Annotated in this window: 16 protein-coding genes and 3 tRNA genes; 5 read left to right on the forward strand and 14 right to left on the reverse strand. The window is 38.6% G+C overall.

What is annotated here, in order from left to right; all coding sequences use genetic code 11:
* Nucleotides 1-2 precede the first annotated feature (2 nt).
* The 3 genes from edd (at nucleotide 3) to hcpC (ending at nucleotide 3,416) form a co-directional block, all read left to right on the forward strand.
* Nucleotides 3-1,829 carry a phosphogluconate dehydratase gene (gene edd / locus QAP06_RS02335; protein WP_286466226.1) on the forward strand — a complete coding sequence of 609 codons (1,827 nt, stop codon included), beginning with the start codon at nucleotides 3-5 and terminating at the stop codon, nucleotides 1,827-1,829.
* A gap of 18 nt (nucleotides 1,830-1,847) precedes the next feature.
* Nucleotides 1,848-2,474 carry a bifunctional 4-hydroxy-2-oxoglutarate aldolase/2-dehydro-3-deoxy-phosphogluconate aldolase gene (locus QAP06_RS02340; protein WP_286466228.1) on the forward strand — a complete coding sequence of 209 codons (627 nt, stop codon included), beginning with the start codon at nucleotides 1,848-1,850 and terminating at the stop codon, nucleotides 2,472-2,474.
* A gap of 69 nt (nucleotides 2,475-2,543) precedes the next feature.
* Complete coding sequence (gene hcpC, locus QAP06_RS02345) at nucleotides 2,544-3,416, forward strand: Sel1-like repeat protein HcpC (protein ID WP_286466230.1); 873 nt, start codon at nucleotides 2,544-2,546, stop codon at nucleotides 3,414-3,416.
* 186 nt (nucleotides 3,417-3,602) lie between these two features.
* Here hcpC and QAP06_RS02350 read toward each other — a convergent pair whose 3' ends face one another.
* From QAP06_RS02350 to QAP06_RS02365, 4 genes are all read right to left on the reverse strand, one after another.
* Nucleotides 3,603-4,355, reverse strand: a complete 753-nt coding sequence (locus QAP06_RS02350) for an SDR family oxidoreductase (protein WP_286466232.1) — start codon at nucleotides 4,353-4,355, stop codon at nucleotides 3,603-3,605.
* Between the two features lie 21 nt (nucleotides 4,356-4,376).
* Nucleotides 4,377-5,912, reverse strand: coding sequence for a hypothetical protein (locus QAP06_RS02355; protein WP_286466233.1), 1,536 nt, complete (start codon nucleotides 5,910-5,912; stop codon nucleotides 4,377-4,379).
* 245 nt (nucleotides 5,913-6,157) lie between these two features.
* Nucleotides 6,158-6,233, reverse strand: a tRNA-Ala gene (locus QAP06_RS02360).
* 16 nt (nucleotides 6,234-6,249) lie between these two features.
* Nucleotides 6,250-6,326: transfer RNA gene (locus tag QAP06_RS02365), tRNA-Ile, on the reverse strand.
* Between the two features lie 113 nt (nucleotides 6,327-6,439).
* Between QAP06_RS02365 and galE the strand changes: the two genes are divergently transcribed.
* Entirely contained in the window at nucleotides 6,440-7,474 is a 1,035-nt protein-coding gene (gene galE / locus QAP06_RS02370) for a UDP-glucose 4-epimerase GalE (protein WP_286466235.1), read from the forward strand.
* Here the strand turns inward: galE and truA are convergent.
* From truA to QAP06_RS02390, 4 genes are read right to left on the reverse strand one after another with little or no spacing between them, the layout of a single operon-like run.
* Nucleotides 7,468-8,196: a tRNA pseudouridine(38-40) synthase TruA gene (truA, locus tag QAP06_RS02375; protein ID WP_286466237.1), complete on the reverse strand. Its 729-nt coding sequence runs from the start codon at nucleotides 8,194-8,196 to the stop codon at nucleotides 7,468-7,470. The genes galE and truA overlap by 7 nt on opposite strands.
* On the reverse strand, nucleotides 8,197-9,234 hold the full coding sequence (locus QAP06_RS02380) for an LptF/LptG family permease (protein WP_000589931.1): 1,038 nt from the start codon (nucleotides 9,232-9,234) through the stop codon (nucleotides 8,197-8,199).
* Between the two features lie 10 nt (nucleotides 9,235-9,244).
* A complete protein-coding gene (pcm, locus tag QAP06_RS02385) occupies nucleotides 9,245-9,874 on the reverse strand; it encodes a protein-L-isoaspartate O-methyltransferase (protein ID WP_121054225.1) in 630 nt (209 codons plus the stop codon).
* 9 nt (nucleotides 9,875-9,883) lie between these two features.
* The gene (locus QAP06_RS02390; protein ID WP_286466239.1) at nucleotides 9,884-10,909 is read right to left on the reverse strand and encodes a ribonucleotide-diphosphate reductase subunit beta; all 1,026 of its coding nucleotides are present in this window, start codon (nucleotides 10,907-10,909) and stop codon (nucleotides 9,884-9,886) included.
* 197 nt (nucleotides 10,910-11,106) lie between these two features.
* Here QAP06_RS02390 and QAP06_RS02395 point away from each other — a divergent pair.
* Nucleotides 11,107-11,191: transfer RNA gene (locus QAP06_RS02395), tRNA-Leu, on the forward strand.
* Between the two features lie 36 nt (nucleotides 11,192-11,227).
* On the opposite strand, the gene pseC is transcribed toward QAP06_RS02395, so the two are convergent.
* From pseC to QAP06_RS02425, 6 genes are all read right to left on the reverse strand, one after another.
* Entirely contained in the window at nucleotides 11,228-12,355 is a 1,128-nt protein-coding gene (gene pseC / locus QAP06_RS02400) for a UDP-4-amino-4,6-dideoxy-N-acetyl-beta-L-altrosamine transaminase (protein WP_286466240.1), read from the reverse strand.
* A complete protein-coding gene (locus QAP06_RS02405; RefSeq protein WP_286466242.1) occupies nucleotides 12,352-12,951 on the reverse strand; it encodes a Laminin subunit alpha-2 precursor in 600 nt (199 codons plus the stop codon). The genes pseC and QAP06_RS02405 overlap by 4 nt, the downstream gene beginning before the upstream one ends.
* An 89-nt stretch (nucleotides 12,952-13,040) precedes the next feature.
* Entirely contained in the window at nucleotides 13,041-13,589 is a 549-nt protein-coding gene (locus tag QAP06_RS02410; RefSeq protein WP_286466243.1) for a restriction endonuclease, read from the reverse strand.
* The gene (locus tag QAP06_RS02415) at nucleotides 13,589-14,551 is read right to left on the reverse strand and encodes an SAM-dependent methyltransferase (RefSeq protein WP_286466244.1); all 963 of its coding nucleotides are present in this window, start codon (nucleotides 14,549-14,551) and stop codon (nucleotides 13,589-13,591) included. The genes QAP06_RS02410 and QAP06_RS02415 overlap by 1 nt, the downstream gene beginning before the upstream one ends.
* Nucleotides 14,552-14,726: 175 nt before the next feature.
* On the reverse strand, nucleotides 14,727-15,260 hold the full coding sequence (locus tag QAP06_RS02420; RefSeq protein ID WP_286466245.1) for a class I SAM-dependent methyltransferase: 534 nt from the start codon (nucleotides 15,258-15,260) through the stop codon (nucleotides 14,727-14,729).
* Nucleotides 15,227-15,709 (reverse strand): hypothetical protein, encoded by a 483-nt coding sequence (locus QAP06_RS02425; RefSeq protein WP_286466246.1) that lies wholly within the window; start codon nucleotides 15,707-15,709, stop codon nucleotides 15,227-15,229. Before QAP06_RS02425 ends, QAP06_RS02420 begins: the two co-directional genes overlap by 34 nt.

Below are 15,709 nucleotides of genomic sequence, written 5' to 3' on the forward strand. Positions count from 1 at the left end.
TCATGCCTAAGCATTCTTTAGAACAAATCAAAGAAAAAATTACAGAGCGTAGCAAAAAAACCAGAGAGCTTTATTTAGAAAATATCTTTAACCCTAAAAACCAGCCCAAGATTGAGAGCTTGGGTTGTGCGAATATTGCGCATGTTACAGCGAGCATGCCAGAGCATTTAAAAATGCCTTTAGGTTCGCATAAAAGAAAGCATTTTGCGATTATCACGGCTTATAACGACATGCTTTCAGCCCACCAACCTTTTAAAAATTACCCTGACTGGATTAAAAAAGAGTTGCAAGAGCATAACGCTTATGCGAGCGTCGCTAGTGGGGTGCCAGCGATGTGTGATGGTATCACGCAGGGTTATGATGGCATGGAATTGAGCTTATTCAGTAGAGATGTGATCGCTTTAAGCACCGCCGTGGGATTAAGCCATAATGTTTTTGACGGGGCGTTTTTTTTGGGCGTGTGCGATAAAATCGTGCCAGGCTTACTCATAGGAGCGTTAAGCTTTGGGAATTTAGCGAGCGTGTTTGTGCCAAGCGGGCCTATGGTGAGCGGGATAGAAAATTATAAAAAAGCCAAAGCACGCCAGGATTTTGCAATGGGAAAGATCAACAGAGAAGAGCTTTTAAAAGTGGAAATGCAAAGCTATCATGATGTGGGCACTTGCACTTTTTATGGCACGGCTAATTCTAATCAAATGATGATGGAGTTTATGGGGTTGCATGTAGCTAATTCTAGCTTTATCAACCCTAACAATCCCTTACGGAAGGTTTTAGTAGAAGAGAGCGCCAAAAGATTAGCGAGCGGGGAAGTCCTGCCTTTAGCCAAACTCATTGATGAAAAAAGCATTCTTAACGCTCTTATAGGCTTAATGGCAACCGGAGGTTCTACTAACCACACTTTACATTTGATTGCTATCGCTAGATCTTGTGGGGTGATTCTCAATTGGGACGATTTTGACGCTGTTTCTAATCTCATACCCCTTTTAGCTAAAGTCTATCCTAACGGATCGGCGGATGTGAATGCTTTTGAAGCGTGTGGGGGATTAGCGTTTGTCATCAAAGAATTGTTAAAAGAGGGGCTTTTATTTGAAGATGTGCATACCATTATGGATACCAAAACGCAAAAAGGCATGCAAAATTACACCAAAACCCCCTTTTTGGAAAACGGCCAATTGGCGTATAAAGACGCTGTCAATCATAGCTTGAATACGGACATTTTACGCCCTGTTAGCGAGCCTTTTGCCGCTAATGGGGGGCTTAAAATCTTAAAGGGTAATTTAGGGCGGGCCGTGATTAAAATCTCAGCCATTAAAGATGAGCACAGGAAAGTCAAGGCCAGAGCGATTGTTTTTAAAACCCAAAGCGAATTTTTGGAACGCTTTAAAAATAAAGAATTAGAAAGGGACTTTGTGGCTGTCTTGCCTTTCCAAGGGCCTAAGTCTAACGGCATGCCAGAATTGCACAAACTCACCACGAATTTAGGGGCTTTGCAGGATATGGGCTATAAGGTTGCGCTGGTTACGGATGGGCGCATGAGCGGGGCGAGCGGGAAAGTGCCTAGTGCGATCCATTTAAGCCCTGAGGGAGCGTTAAACGGGGCGATCATTAAGATTAAAGATGGCGATTTGATAGAATTAGACGCTCCTAATAACGCTTTGAATGTGCTTGAAAAGGATTTTGAAAAGAGAGGCATCAACCCCTTGTTTTTAGAAACCTTAGAAAATTTAGAGAAGCCTAGTTTTGGGTTGGGTAGGGAATTGTTTACAAGCTTGAGATTGAATGCCAATACCGCTGAAGAGGGCGGCATGAGTTTTGGTATAAAGGTATAAAAATATAAAGGAGATAAAATGCAAGATAAAATAATAGAGATTTTACAAATTAGCCCCATTGTCCCTGTGGTGGTGATTGAGAATATAAAAGACGCTGTGCCTTTAGCGCAAAGCCTGATAGAGGGGGGTATTCCAATCATAGAAGTTACTTTGCGTTCCAGTTGCGCTTTAGAAGCCATAGAGCTTATCGCTAAGAATGCGCCAAAAATGCGCGTGGGCGCTGGCACGATCCTAAATCCCACCCAATTAGAGCAAGCTCAAAATAGGGGGGCAGAGTTTTTGATTAGCCCGGGTCTTACGATAAAGCTTTTAGAATACGCAAAGAAAAAAGACATGCCCCTAATACCCGGGGTTTCTAGCAGTAGTGAAGTCATGCAAGCCTTAGAATTGGGTTATAGCGCTTTAAAATTTTTCCCGGCAGAGTATTGCGGGGGCGTTAAGCTTTTAAACGCTTTTAATGGCCCTTTTAAAGGGGTGAAATTTTGCCCTACTGGGGGGATTAGCGCAGATAACATGCACTCTTATTTAAATTTAGAAAATGTTTTGTGCGTGGGGGGGAGCTGGCTTACCCCTAAAAATTTGATTCAAAACAAAGAGTGGGATAAAATCACAGAAATTTGTAAGCGATTGCTAGCTTTAAGATAATAAAAAGATCATGACATTTTATATTTGCTTAATAACACTATAATAAAATTTTTAATAAGGAGATACATCATGTTAGAAAATGTCAAAAAATCCCTTTTTAGGGTTTTGTGCTTGGGCGCGTTGTGTTTAGGGGGGCTAATAGCAGAGCAAGACCCTAAAGAGCTTGTGGGTTTGGGGGCAAAGAGCTACAAAGAGCAAGATTTCACTCAAGCTAAGAAATATTTTGAAAAAGCTTGCGATTTGAAAGAAAATAGTGGGTGTTTTAATTTAGGGGTGCTTTATTATCAAGGGCAAGGGGTAGAAAAGGACTTGAAAAAAGCCGCCTCCTTTTACGCTAAAGCGTGCGATTTGAATTACAGCAATGGGTGTCATTTGCTAGGGAATTTATATTACAGCGGGCAAGGCGTGTCCCAAAACACCAATAAAGCCTTACAATACTATTCTAAAGCGTGCGATTTGAAATACGCTGAAGGGTGCGCGAGCTTAGGGGGGATTTATCATGATGGTAAAGTGGTAACCAGGGATTTTAAAAAAGCGGTGGAATATTTCACTAAAGCTTGCGATTTAAACGATGGCGATGGTTGCACGATATTAGGGAGCTTGTATGATGCAGGCAGAGGCGCACCTAAAGATTTGAAAAAGGCGCTCGCTTCGTATGATAAAGCTTGCGGACTAAAAGACAGCCCGGGGTGCTTTAACGCAGGGAATATGTATCATCATGGCGATGGCGTGGCGAAGAATTTTAAAGAGGCTCTCGCTCGTTATTCTAAAGCATGCGAATTGGAAAATGGCGGAGGGTGTTTCAATTTAGGGGCCATGCAATACAATGGCGAAGGCGTAACAAGGAATGAAAAGCAAGCCATAGAAAACTTTAAAAAAGGCTGTAAATTAGGCGCTAAAGGGGCGTGCGATACTCTCAAGCAGCTCAAGATCAAAGTTTAGTTTGAATAAGACTTCATTAAACGGCTTTAAAAAGCGGTCTTTTTGGGTTAGGCGGATTTTAGGGGAGGATTATTTTAAAATACTTCCTATCCCATTAAAATAATGAGTTTAAAATAAAATAACCAAAATCCCCTTTTTTTGGAGATAAATTAAAGGGTTGTTGAAGTTAAGTTTATTTAAAACCCCTTAAGGGTTTTTATGGGTGGGTAGGGGAGCGAAAGTTTGGCTTATGGGCATGATTTCTATGCGGTTGATATTGACATGCAAGGGTTGTTCGTAAATCCATAGCACGATATTAGCAATATCTTGTGGCTTGAGGTAAATGGTGTTTTCATAGACAGATTGGGCTTTTATTTTATCGCCTTTAAAACGCACCATGCTGAATTCGGTTTCGCCGCACAAGCCAGGTTCAACATTGCTCACTCTAATGTTAGTGCCAGCCAAATCCGCTCGCAAATTTAAAGAAAATTGTTTCACAAACGCCTTGCTCGCTCCATAGACATTCCCTCCAGGATAGGCGTAAGTGCCAGCGATAGAGCCAAGATTGATGATGGTCCCTTGGTTATGTTCTATCATAGAGGGCAAGATCAAACGAGTGAGATGCAACAACCCCCTGATATTCGTGTCTATCATGACTTCCCAGTCGTCCAGATCGCATTCATAAGCCTTGTTTAAGCCTAGCGCTAAGCCAGCATTATTGATTAAAGCGTCAATGTGATCCGTCATGGAAAAAATAGTTTCTACCGCCCGCTTAGTTTCAAGCTTGTTTTTAAGATCAAAACACAGGGGAATGAAATGCTTGGGATAAGCGAGTTGCAATTCTTGTAAATTCTCTTTTCGTCTCCCTGTGCCAAAAACCACATGATTTTTCTGTAAAAACGCCTTAGCGATTTCTAGCCCAAACCCTGAAGTCGCCCCGCTAACTAAAATGCACGCCATTTCTATCCTTTAAAATTAGGGTTAAAAAAGCCCCTTAAGCCCTTTTTCAAGCTTTTCTTTAAGCTTATCATCTTTAAGCAAATGGTCTAAACCTTTTTTTAGGGTGTCGTTTTTTAGGATTTCTTTCAAGCCTTGTTGCAGGTTTTGTTGGATGGCTTTTTCGTTTAAGATGAGGGAAAATTTTGGCTGGTGCATGTTGCCTTGAAGTTTCATTTTAAAAATGAATTTTAAAATTTCTGCATCCATGAGCATGTCCATTTGCTTGGTGTTTAAATCCAATAAGCCGTTATGGATTTTTAATTGGGTTTTGGGGCTTTTCATACTGAGATTGGAGAGCAGGCGTTGCTGGTTGATTTGGCTTACTAGATTGACATCGTTATAAATTTCTTTAGTAATATCAAATTTAGAAATGGAGTAGAGGAAATCGCTGAATGAATTTTTAAGGAATCTTGCGTTTTTTAGGCGGGCTTTCAGACTGCCTTGCTTGGTGCTAAGGTCATAATCCAAATTAGCGTCTGCAATGGATTGGAAAAACTTAGGATAATTGAATAAATCTAAGGCTTTTAAAGTGGAAATATTGGAAAAACGGGCTTTCAAATCTTTATTTAAAAGCGTGAAATCCAGCGCGCCGTCCAGTAAATTTGAATGGCCGCTGACTTTTAAGAGCTTGGGGCTTTGTTCTATAGCGCCTTTTAAAGTCAAACTCCCTTTTAAGGGGTGGTTGGTAATGTTTTGGAGTTTGGCTAGATTGGGTATTTCTAAAGTGTAGGGGGCGTTGAGCTTTAAAACAGAAAAAAAATATTCGCTTTTTAGGGCTGTAAAATTGGCTAAAGGGCTAGTCAGGGTGGTGTCGCTGATGGCTTTGTTTTCTTTAAAATCGCTTGAGTGCGAGAGGTTGAAAACCAGCGTGTCTTTAAGGTTTAAATGAAAAATTTGATTGATTAGAGCGTTATTGATTAAAGCGTTATTGGCTGTTAGAATCAAATGCCCTTCTAAAGGTTTTAGAGAGTTAAAATCCGCTTGTAAGGACACTTTTGTGTTCGCATAAGCGGGGCGGTTGAATAAATAAAGCAAATCTTCTAAATTGGCATCTTGTGCGTTCAAACTTAAGTGAGAAAGCTTGAAATCATCTAAAAGGGCGTTGTAGGCAGTGTGTGATTGAGCGATATTAGAGACGCCTTGAATCACAAGGGCTTTTCTATGCCCTTTGATATTCCCAGAAGTCATAATAGCCCCCCTTAAAGGGTAGGGTATCCATTCTTTGAAAGAGCGTAAATCTTTAATATCTATCTGGTAATTCAAATCCACGCTTTGCTTTAAAAGTGAAAAATCCCCCTTAAGAATGAGAATAGAATCATCGTTGGCTTGAGCTTTAAAATCCAAAGAGTTGAATCGTAATTTAAAGGTTTTAACGATCAAGTAGCGCTCGTTTGGGTTGATTTTTTTTTCTATATACGAAGCGATGATCTTGTTCCCCCATTCTGTGAAAAGGATAAGATAAGTTATTAAAAGGCCGATTAAAAGAAGCGTGAGTATGGTATAAAGAAATTTTTTCATGTTTGTTTGTCCTTGAAGCAAATTGAATAGAATATATTAGCTTGTTTTATAAGGGTTTCTAACATTTTTTATAAAGTCTTAACGAGCGGTAATAAGAATTTTTATAACCAAAAATCTCAATTTAATTCAATCTTTTATCAAGGAGTTTTAAGTTAAAAGACTTGCGGCGTTAAACAAGGGCGATTTAATCGTTTAGGATTTTCTCAACCAAACATGATTGATAAAAAAATTTAAGGAGAAAACAATGGTGGAGAATAGCGGGATCGAACCGCTGACCTCCTGCGTGCAAAGCAGGTGCTCTCCCAGCTGAGCTAATTCCCCAAAGATTGTAAAAAAATGGTGGGCTTAGGAGGAGTTGAACCTCCGACCTCACCCTTATCAGGGGTGCGCTCTAACCACCTGAGCTATAAGCCCTTAAAGTCAATAAAGATGAAATTATAGATTAAATTTTCTTAAGAAATCCTTAAATGATAAATGGGATTAAGATGTTATAATAGTTGTTATTTTTTCATTTTAAAAGGGGTTTTATGGCATTATTATTCACAGGGGCGTGCGGGTATATAGGCTCGCATACCGCAAGGGCGTTTTTAGAAAAAACCAAAGAAAACATCATTATTGTAGATGACTTAAGCACCGGTTTTTTAGAGCACCTCAAAGCGTTAGAGCGTTACTACCCTAATAGGGTTACTTTTATTCAAGCGAATTTGAATGAAACGCACAAATTAGACGTCTTTTTGAATAAGCAGCAGCTAAAAGATCCTATTGAAGCTGTCTTGCACTTTGGGGCTAAAATCTCAGTAGAAGAATCCACGCGCTTGCCTTTAGAATACTACACCAACAACACGCTCAACACTTTAGAGCTTGTCAAACTTTGCTTAAAGTATACAATCAAGCGTTTTATTTTTTCTTCTACGGCCGTGGTTTATGGCGAATCTAGTTCAAGCTTGAATGAAGAAAGCCCCTTAAACCCTATTAATCCTTATGGAGCGTCTAAAATGATGAGCGAAAGGATCTTGTTGGACACTTCTAAAATAGCGGATTTTAAATGCGTTATTTTGCGCTATTTCAATGTGGCTGGGGCATGCATGCACAATGATTATACCACGCCTTACACGCTAGGACAGCGCACGCTCAACGCCACGCATTTGATCAAAATCGCATGCGAATGCGCGGTGGGGAAAAGGAAAAAAATGGGGATTTTTGGCGCTAACTACCCCACAAGAGATGGCACTTGCATTAGGGATTATATCCATGTAGATGATTTGGCTAATGCGCATTTAGCGAGCTATCAAACCCTTTTAGAAAAAAATAAGAGCGAGATTTATAATGTCGGCTACAATCAAGGCCATAGCGTGAAAGAAGTGATAGAAAAGGTCAAAGAAATCTCAAACAACGATTTTTTAGTGGAAATTTTAGACAAACGACAGGGCGATCCAGCAAGCCTTATTGCCAATAACGCTAAAATCTTACAAAACACCCCTTTCAAACCCCTTTATAACAACCTAGACACCATTATCAAAAGCGCTCTAGATTGGGAAGAACACCTTTTAAAGTTTCAATAATACACCCTGTGCAAATACAAGCCATTAGCCATTATGGGCGTTCTTATAGCGGCTTTGAGGTTGTGGATTTGCGCTTGAATTTCAGCGAGCGTGATTTTTTCTAAGGAGTATTGAACGCACGCTTGAATGATCAAACGCACGCTAGAGCGTAAAAACGCATCGCCAATGATTTTAAACACCACGCACTCATGCCCTGCGATAAAGGTTTTATAAGCAAAAGCGTTAAAAATAGCGCGTTTAGGATTGGTTGTAGCCCCGCCTTCTTTCTTAAACATGGAAAAATCATGCTTGCCTGTGAATTGCTTTAAAGCGGTGTTTAATGCATCTAGCGAGCCATAATCCCCACAAGCGATATAAGGCGCTAAAAAAGGCGTTTTTAAATTTTTCGTCAAAAGGTAACGATACGCTCTTTTTTGAGCGTCAAAACGCGCATGAAAGTTTTTTTCTTCTAGCTTTTTTAAGACAATATGCGGGGCGAGTTTGGGGGCTAGATAATAAAATAATTTATCAGCATTCCAGTATTTTGGAGCGTGAAAAGACAGCACTTGGTTGTTCGCATGCACGCCTTTATCCGTGCGCCCGGCCGCAATCACAACGCTTTTAATCCCTAGTGCGTTTAAAGTGCTCTCTATCTTATCTTGAATGCCGAGTTTGTTAGGCTGTTTGGCATAGCCTAAAAAATACGCCCCATCATAAGCGATAGTAGCCTTAAAACAACGCATTCAATAACGCTTTAAAATGAATTTTCTAAACAACAAATAAGAGACAAACGCCCAAATAAAGGGGAAGAAAAAGGTCATCAAAAACAAATCCGTAGAAATCACATGCACCATTAAAAAATAAACCCCAACCGCTCCAAGGACATAAAAATAACTCCAATTCGTTTTGAATCGCGGGTTGGCGATGCCAAATAAGGGGATTAAAAACACGCTCGCTAAAGGGAATAAGGAAACTAAAATCGCTTGAGAAAAACGGCGTTTTTGATTTTTATTAGCGTTTTTGCCAAAGGCTTTTTTCCAATAACCTAAATAATCCGTGCCTTGCAAATAAGCCGCATCATTAGAATTGAAAGACTTGAGCTTGTTGCGCAAATGCAATTCTTCAAAATCAACTTTACGCATTTTATCGCCTTGAGTGAAATACGCATGCCCTTTGTATAAATTCAATTCAAACACGCCGTTTTGATTGTTGATATTGCCTTTTTGGGCTAGAATGAAGCTTTCTTGAGAAAGGCTTTTATTGGAAAAAAGCACTAAATTATCATAGGAATTGTTCTCAGCCTTATCCACATACACGAGCCAATCGCCTAATTTTTGCCCGAATTCACCCGCTCTGATGTTAATATCAATCTTGTCTTTTTTTTGACGCAAAAACCCGTAATAAGCGCTCTTAGAAGTGGGGATTAAAATAAGCGAAAACACCAATAAAATCGCGCTCACTAACAGACTTAAAGGCACAAACGCTTTAGTCATTGTTTTGGGCGAAACCCCTAAAGAGAAAAACACTAACAATTCATGGTCATAGCTAAGCCTTGAAAGCCCTAAAGCGCAAGCCGCAAAAAAAGTGATCGGCAAAATAAAAAAAATGGTTCCTGGCAAGGAATACAAAAAGAGTTGCACTAGATCCAAAAAGCTCACTTTAATCACGAGCGTTACGCTTGCAATACTGATTAATAGCACGATAGAAGAGATAAAAAATAGCACTAAAAAGAAAGAGAAAAAGACTTGCGAAACCGCCATGAAAAGATAGTGTTTGATCATGCCTTAATCTTTATTGCACCCCATCTATGACAGGCACAAACGAGCATTTTTCTAACACTTTTTGGACACGCAAAGCGTTATTTTGCTTCACAAAGCGTTTGATCACTTGCTCGTTGTTTTCTTGAATGGGTGCAACTAATATCCCGCCTTCTTCAAGCTGATCAATAAGCGCTTGAGGGATATTTTTAGCGCAAGCAGAGAATAAAATCCTATCATAGGGGGCGTATTGATCCCAACCCTTGTTCCCATCAGCGAATTTAACATGAACGTTGTCTAAACCGAGATTTTTAAGGCGCAAACGCGCTTCTATATACAGGCTTTCAATCCTTTCAACGCTAAAAACGCGCCTGAAAATTTGAGACAGCACCGCCGCTTGATAGCCGCTCCCGCAGCCAATTTCTAGCACGCTATCCACATGATCGATTTCTAAATATTGCGTCATTTTGGCCACGGTTAGGGGCGAAGAAATGTATTGTTGCGCTTGCATAGAAAGCGCGTTTAAAGTGTAGGCAAAGTGTTTAAAGGGGGCTGGCACAAAAACTTCTCTTTCAATGCTCTCCATAGCCTTCCTCACTTTGGGGTGCAAATGAAAACGCTTGTGGATTTCTTCACACATCAAATGGTTTTTGATACTATTCAAACAAGCCCCTTAAAAATCATCAAAACTCACGCTCCCTTTAGCGTAATTGCTCACCCTAGCCTCAAAGAAATTGGAGCGTTGCTCATTGAAACTTGAAAAGCTCTCTACCCATTTAATGGGGTGTTGGACGCCATAAACTTTAGCGATACCCACCTTACTCAAACGGCTATCCGCTAAAAACTGGATGTATTGCTCAATCAAGCTTGAAGTGAGCCCTAAAATCTTGCCTTGCGTGATATAATCCCCCCACAAGGCTTCAATTTCTACCGCTTTTTTAAACATTTCTATGACTTCGTTAATCAATTTTGGCGTGAATAGATCCGCTCTTTCATTCCTTAAAGCGTTGATCATGTTTTGGAATAAAATCAAATGCGTTACCTCATCTCTTTGGATAAAACGAATCATTTGCGCTGATCCTAGCATCTTACCGCTCCTAGCCAAAGTGTAAAAATAGCTAAACCCGCTATAAAAATAAATCCCCTCTAAAATTTGGTTCGCAAAAAGCGCTTTGAGGATGTTTTCTTCTGTGGGGTTTTTGGCTAATTCCATATACACTTGCGCGATATAGTCGTTCTTGCTTTTTAATTGCATATCGTTACGCCACATGTCATAAATTTCTTCAGTATTGGCGCTAATGCTTTCCACCATCACCGCATACGCATGGCTGTGTAAGGCTTCTTCATAAGCTTGACGCACCAAACACAAATTGATTTCTGGGCTGGTGATGAAAGGATTGATATTATCAATTAAATTATTCGTTTGCAAGCTATCCATAAAAATGAGTTGCGCTAAAGCTCTGTCATAACCGATCTTTTCTTCTGTGCTTAATTTCAAATAATCCCTTTTGTCATCATTCATGCTCACTTCTTCAGCAAACCAGGTGTTAGCGAGCATCGTTTTCCACAAATGATCCGCCCATTGATACTTGATCTTATTCAAATCAAACATGCTTGTAGGATTACCCCCAAAAATCTTTCTTTCATTCACACTCTCTGTAGAATTGGGGTTGTAAATTTTCTTGCGTGAAACTTCCATTTTGTTCCTTAATTTCCTTAAAACTATCTAAATATAGCCTTGTTAGAATACCTTAAAAGAATTTAAAACTCCCTAAAGCCAGAAAAAACTTCAAACCTTAAAAAAACTTCAATTTTTCAGTATTTTTAAAGGATTAAACAGCTACAATATTGCTTCTTTATTTTCTACTTCTTATTGCATGCGATTGCGTGCGGTGTGCGGAAGTGGCGAAATTGGTAGACGCACTAGACTTAGGATCTAGCGCCGCAAGGCATGAAGGTTCGATTCCTTTCTTCCGCACCATTCTTAATGATTAAAATTTGAAGCCCTAAACGAAACTTATTCTACCTTAAAACCCTCAAAAGTTTTTAAAACGCCATGAGCGATGTTTTGAACGCTCTCTGAATTTAAATTCGCATGACAAGGCAAGGAAATTTCAGCGCGATAAAAATCCTCCGTGCTTTTTAATGGGGCTGTGTTAAAGAGCTGTTGATACAATTGGTATTGGTAAATGGGCTTGTAATGCACTTGGGCTAAAATGCCAATTTTGTGCAAATTTTCTAAAATCAGTTTTTTGTGTGTAAAAAATTTTTGGTGCATTAAAATAGGATAAAGGTGGTTAGAGCTTTTGTATTTTAACAAGGGGTGTAAAGGGGTGAAATAAGGGTTATCTTTAAAAATCCTATCATAAACTAGAGCAACTTCTTCTCTTTTTTGCATTAAAAGGGGGGCTTTTTTAAGCTGGCTCAAACCCAAAGCGCTTTGGATTTCATTCAAACGGAAGTTATGCCCTACGCTTTTGACTTCGCCTTCAAAAAAATCTTTTTTGATCATGCCATGAGAGCGAAACCATTTCATTTTTTCATGCAATCCGCTATCGTTAGTAACAACCGCTCCCCCTTCAGCCGTAGTGATAGGCTTAATGGCATGGAAACTAAACACGCTCGCTAACGCAAAGCTTCCTACTTTTTGGTTTTGATACTCGCTCCCTAAAGCATGCGAGCTGTCAGAAAGAAAACTCAAAGAATACTTTTTGCAAAGCTTTTGAAGGCTTCCTGTTTCCACGCTTTTACCGGCATAATCCACGCTCACTATGGCTTTGGTTTTTTTATTAATGAGCTTTTCTAGGGCTAATTCATCTATATTGCCATCGTTTTTAACTTCAGCAAATACGGGTTTGTAACCGCTTTCTAAAAGCATGTTAGCTGTCGCTACAAAGCTTATAGGGGTGGTGATTATTTCATTACAATCAGCGTTAAAATCGCTAAAATTCCTATAGAGCGTTAAAAGGGCTGAAGTCGCACTGTTAAACACTAACGCATGCTTGACGCCCAAAAACTCGCACAAAGCTTCTTCAAATAAAAGAGAGCGTTTGCCTTGCGTGAGCTGTTTGGAATTTAAAACCTCTAAAACGGCCTTTTTATCTTCTTCATCTAAACAAGGCTCGCTATAAGCAAACTCTTTCAAGCGAGCAAGTCTTGCAAGCGAGATGGGGTGATCTTGCTTGTGTCATGGACATCTTGGAATTTTTGAGCGTTCAGCCTTGTTTTATCTAAGGTGTTGTATTCCTTGTTTAAATGATTCGTTTCAGCGAGCTGTTTTTTCCACTGGTGCAAGGAGTTTTGAATGTTTTCTTTCTCACTTTCTAATGATTTTGAAAATTTTTCCAAAGCCTTCGTGTCGTCAATGTCAATATTGCCAGGGAGTTTCAAACTATCATTGCCTGATTTTTGATTGAAAGAATCAACCGCTTTGTCCAAACGGCTTTTGAAATGCTCAAAATCGCTTCGATCTTTTTCATTATTATGAGCGTAAGCTTTAGAAATCCCCACCAATTCCTTAGCGTCTTTATCCATGCCTTTTAAGCTTTTAAGACGGCTTTCTAAATCCCCTATGGCTAGGTTATCCTGCTTAGCTTGTTTGGCTAATTTGATTTTTTCATCATTCTCTGAAAGATTTTGAATTTCCTTATTTTCTTCTTTTCTTGTGTGCGAACCAACCCTTTGGGTGTGGTAATCCCTCATCATCAAAGACGGGTTATAATGATTTGAAATCTTAGACATCTTATCCTCCACTTCATTGGACTTTCTTAAAGATAAGCAAACTCTATTCCTAAAAACATTTTGATCCACTCAATTCTATCTAAAAAATATTAATCTAACCCTAAAACCCTTTCTAATTCTTTGATGAGATTTGTAATTTCTTCCAATTCTTTAATATTGAGAGTGAGCTTATAATTGACCTGATCATCAGGATTCATTGGCACCAATTGCTTTTTAAACTCATTTTGTTTCATGAAGTGTTTTCTTTCTTTATGAATGTAATTGATTTCATCTTTTTTAAAAATTTTATAAAGCAATTTGTCTTCGCACACTCCTAAGCAAATCAAAAAATCATAGTTGTATCGTGGGTTTATACCATTGAACTGAAAAGTGTTGTTAGTTCTGCCTTTTCGCGCTGTTTTAACTTCAAAGGATACGCCACTTTTTGTCATAATATCGTGTTCATCATGAATAATGCCATCATTGATTACTCCATCTATAGCGTTAAGCACGCTTTTTAAAAACTCTTCACCAATCTGCCCTATAGCGTTGGCTTCAAAATCTCTAATTTTTGAAAAAATAGCGTTGTAATCTTGTCCTAAATTCAATTCTTTATGTTTTTTTTCAATAATTTTTAAAAAAGTTTGTTCTAAGTCCATCAATTATCCTTTAAACTATCTAAATGATCATATAAGGCTTGAAAAATATGACTTTTTCCTAAATGATAGCAAGAATTAGTCGCTAAACTTGCGTATTTTGTCCAATCAATCTCTTTGAATAGTTTTTTTAATTTAGCGTTTAAAGCCTTGTCAGTGCTAGTAAATACCACAGCGATACCAGATTTATACTTAACTTCCTCAAAGTTCTCTACAATTTGTGTGCTTTTGTAAAAAGTTGATGAAATGTAAAAAGACGCTTTTTGATTAAAAATCCACTCTTTACCGCATTCTCTGTTTTTAGCTAACGAAACCGTGAAAACCTTGATATACTCGCCAAAGGGTTCTTTATGGCGATTCTTATACCAAGAAAATTCACTTTTTTTGTTTTGATACTTTTTGCTCCAAATTTGAAACACGCAATGCACATCCACTTCTTTATTTTTAAAATCTATAAACGCATTTTTTTCTAAGCGTTCGCTATAAAGCAGATTCAAACCTTTCACACGATATTTAATAGAGCCTTTTCCTTGACTTTCAAAGAACATGGGTAGGATAAAACACACAAAATCACAACTTCTAGCATGGTTGATAAATTCTAACGCCATAACCCCACGATGCCCAAAAGGAGGGTTGCCCAAGCAAATCACTTTTTGATGCGTAGGCAATTTATAATTTAAAAAATCGCATTGAATAAATCCATCTCTTTTGGGTTCAATGTCTATACCAATGCGTCTATTTTTAGGGAACAAGTCATAAAACACCCCATCGCCTGCACTTGGCTCTAAAAAAATAAAGTCATCCAGATTTTCGTATTTTTTAATAACTTCACAAGCTTTTTGAAAGCATTTTAAAGCCACACTAGGCTTAGTGAAATACTGATCTAGAACATTGCTAGAATTTTCTTTCATCTCATTGCCATTGGCATAGCGTTTAGGGGTAATTTCTTTAAACAAGGTTTGCATGAAAAAACTTTACTATAAAATCATAAAATTTAATGCTGATTTTTTCTGATCGTTTAAAATCCTTAAATCATGCTTAAGAAAATCCTTAAAACTTAAAAATTTTCTTCCAAATACTTCGTGTGGATTTTTGCTTACCTGAAATCCGCATTTTCAAGCATTTCAAAACAGAAAGACTTCAGCCTCCATACCAGTTTCCGGGTAAAATAAGCGTGGGGTTTTCAATCACATTGTCAGCGTCTAATGGATGTGGGAACTCATCGCAATAGCCCAAGATATGTTTCACCCGATCCTTTCTGATGAAAGTGCACTCTATGACTTCAACGATACTCACACCCCTGTGATGGTGAGAGGCACAACAATTATTGGGGTGCAAATGCACGCAATAATGCGTTTTTAGAATTTTATTTAAAGCGCTTTGAACCATTTCAAAATAGTTGTTATCCCACAAATATTTCAGACAATGGATTTCTAAAGCAATGATTCTGAAACGATTCAATAGCACATCGCTCGCACTGATGAGGGCGAGGTATTCGCCCCCTTCAATATCCATTTGCAACATTAAATCCCCTTCGCCCACTTGAGAGTTATTGACCCAAGTGTCTAGGGTAATAAAATCTTCATTGTCAGTGCAACCGATGAATTTTTTGATAAAGGAGTAGTTTTCTTTAGGGATATTCAGTATCGGTTCATTGACCGACTTGTCTGCCATATATATATATATATATCGTTATGGTTTGCAAGTTTGCATTGACGATAAAAATATTCTTCAAACGCACTTTCATTACCCACACCTGGAGAAAAGAGTGCTCTAATCCCCTTAAAATCCTTAGGTATCAAATAGCCCCCATCATGTTTTGCCCCAAAACGCACCAATTCATGCTCTGTCTTAATGGGGTGTAAGCTCTTGATAAAATTTTGTATCTTATCTTTAGGGGTTTCAACAAACAATTCATTGATAGACATTACCCTTTCGGCTCGCCAAAGAATGGAATTGACCTGATTGGCTATAGAGTTGATTTGCTCCTTAATCGCTCCTAGAGTTTCAACATTAGAACGAACTTGCTCTTTAATCGCTCCCAAGTTTTCAACATGACGATACGCGTTTAAAAACCGATTGGGCAACAAACCCTTAAGAACTCTTTTAATCACTTGTTTCAT

Origin of the sequence: Helicobacter pylori (assembly GCF_030323545.1) — a bacterium.
Classification (GTDB): domain Bacteria; phylum Campylobacterota; class Campylobacteria; order Campylobacterales; family Helicobacteraceae; genus Helicobacter; species Helicobacter pylori_CO.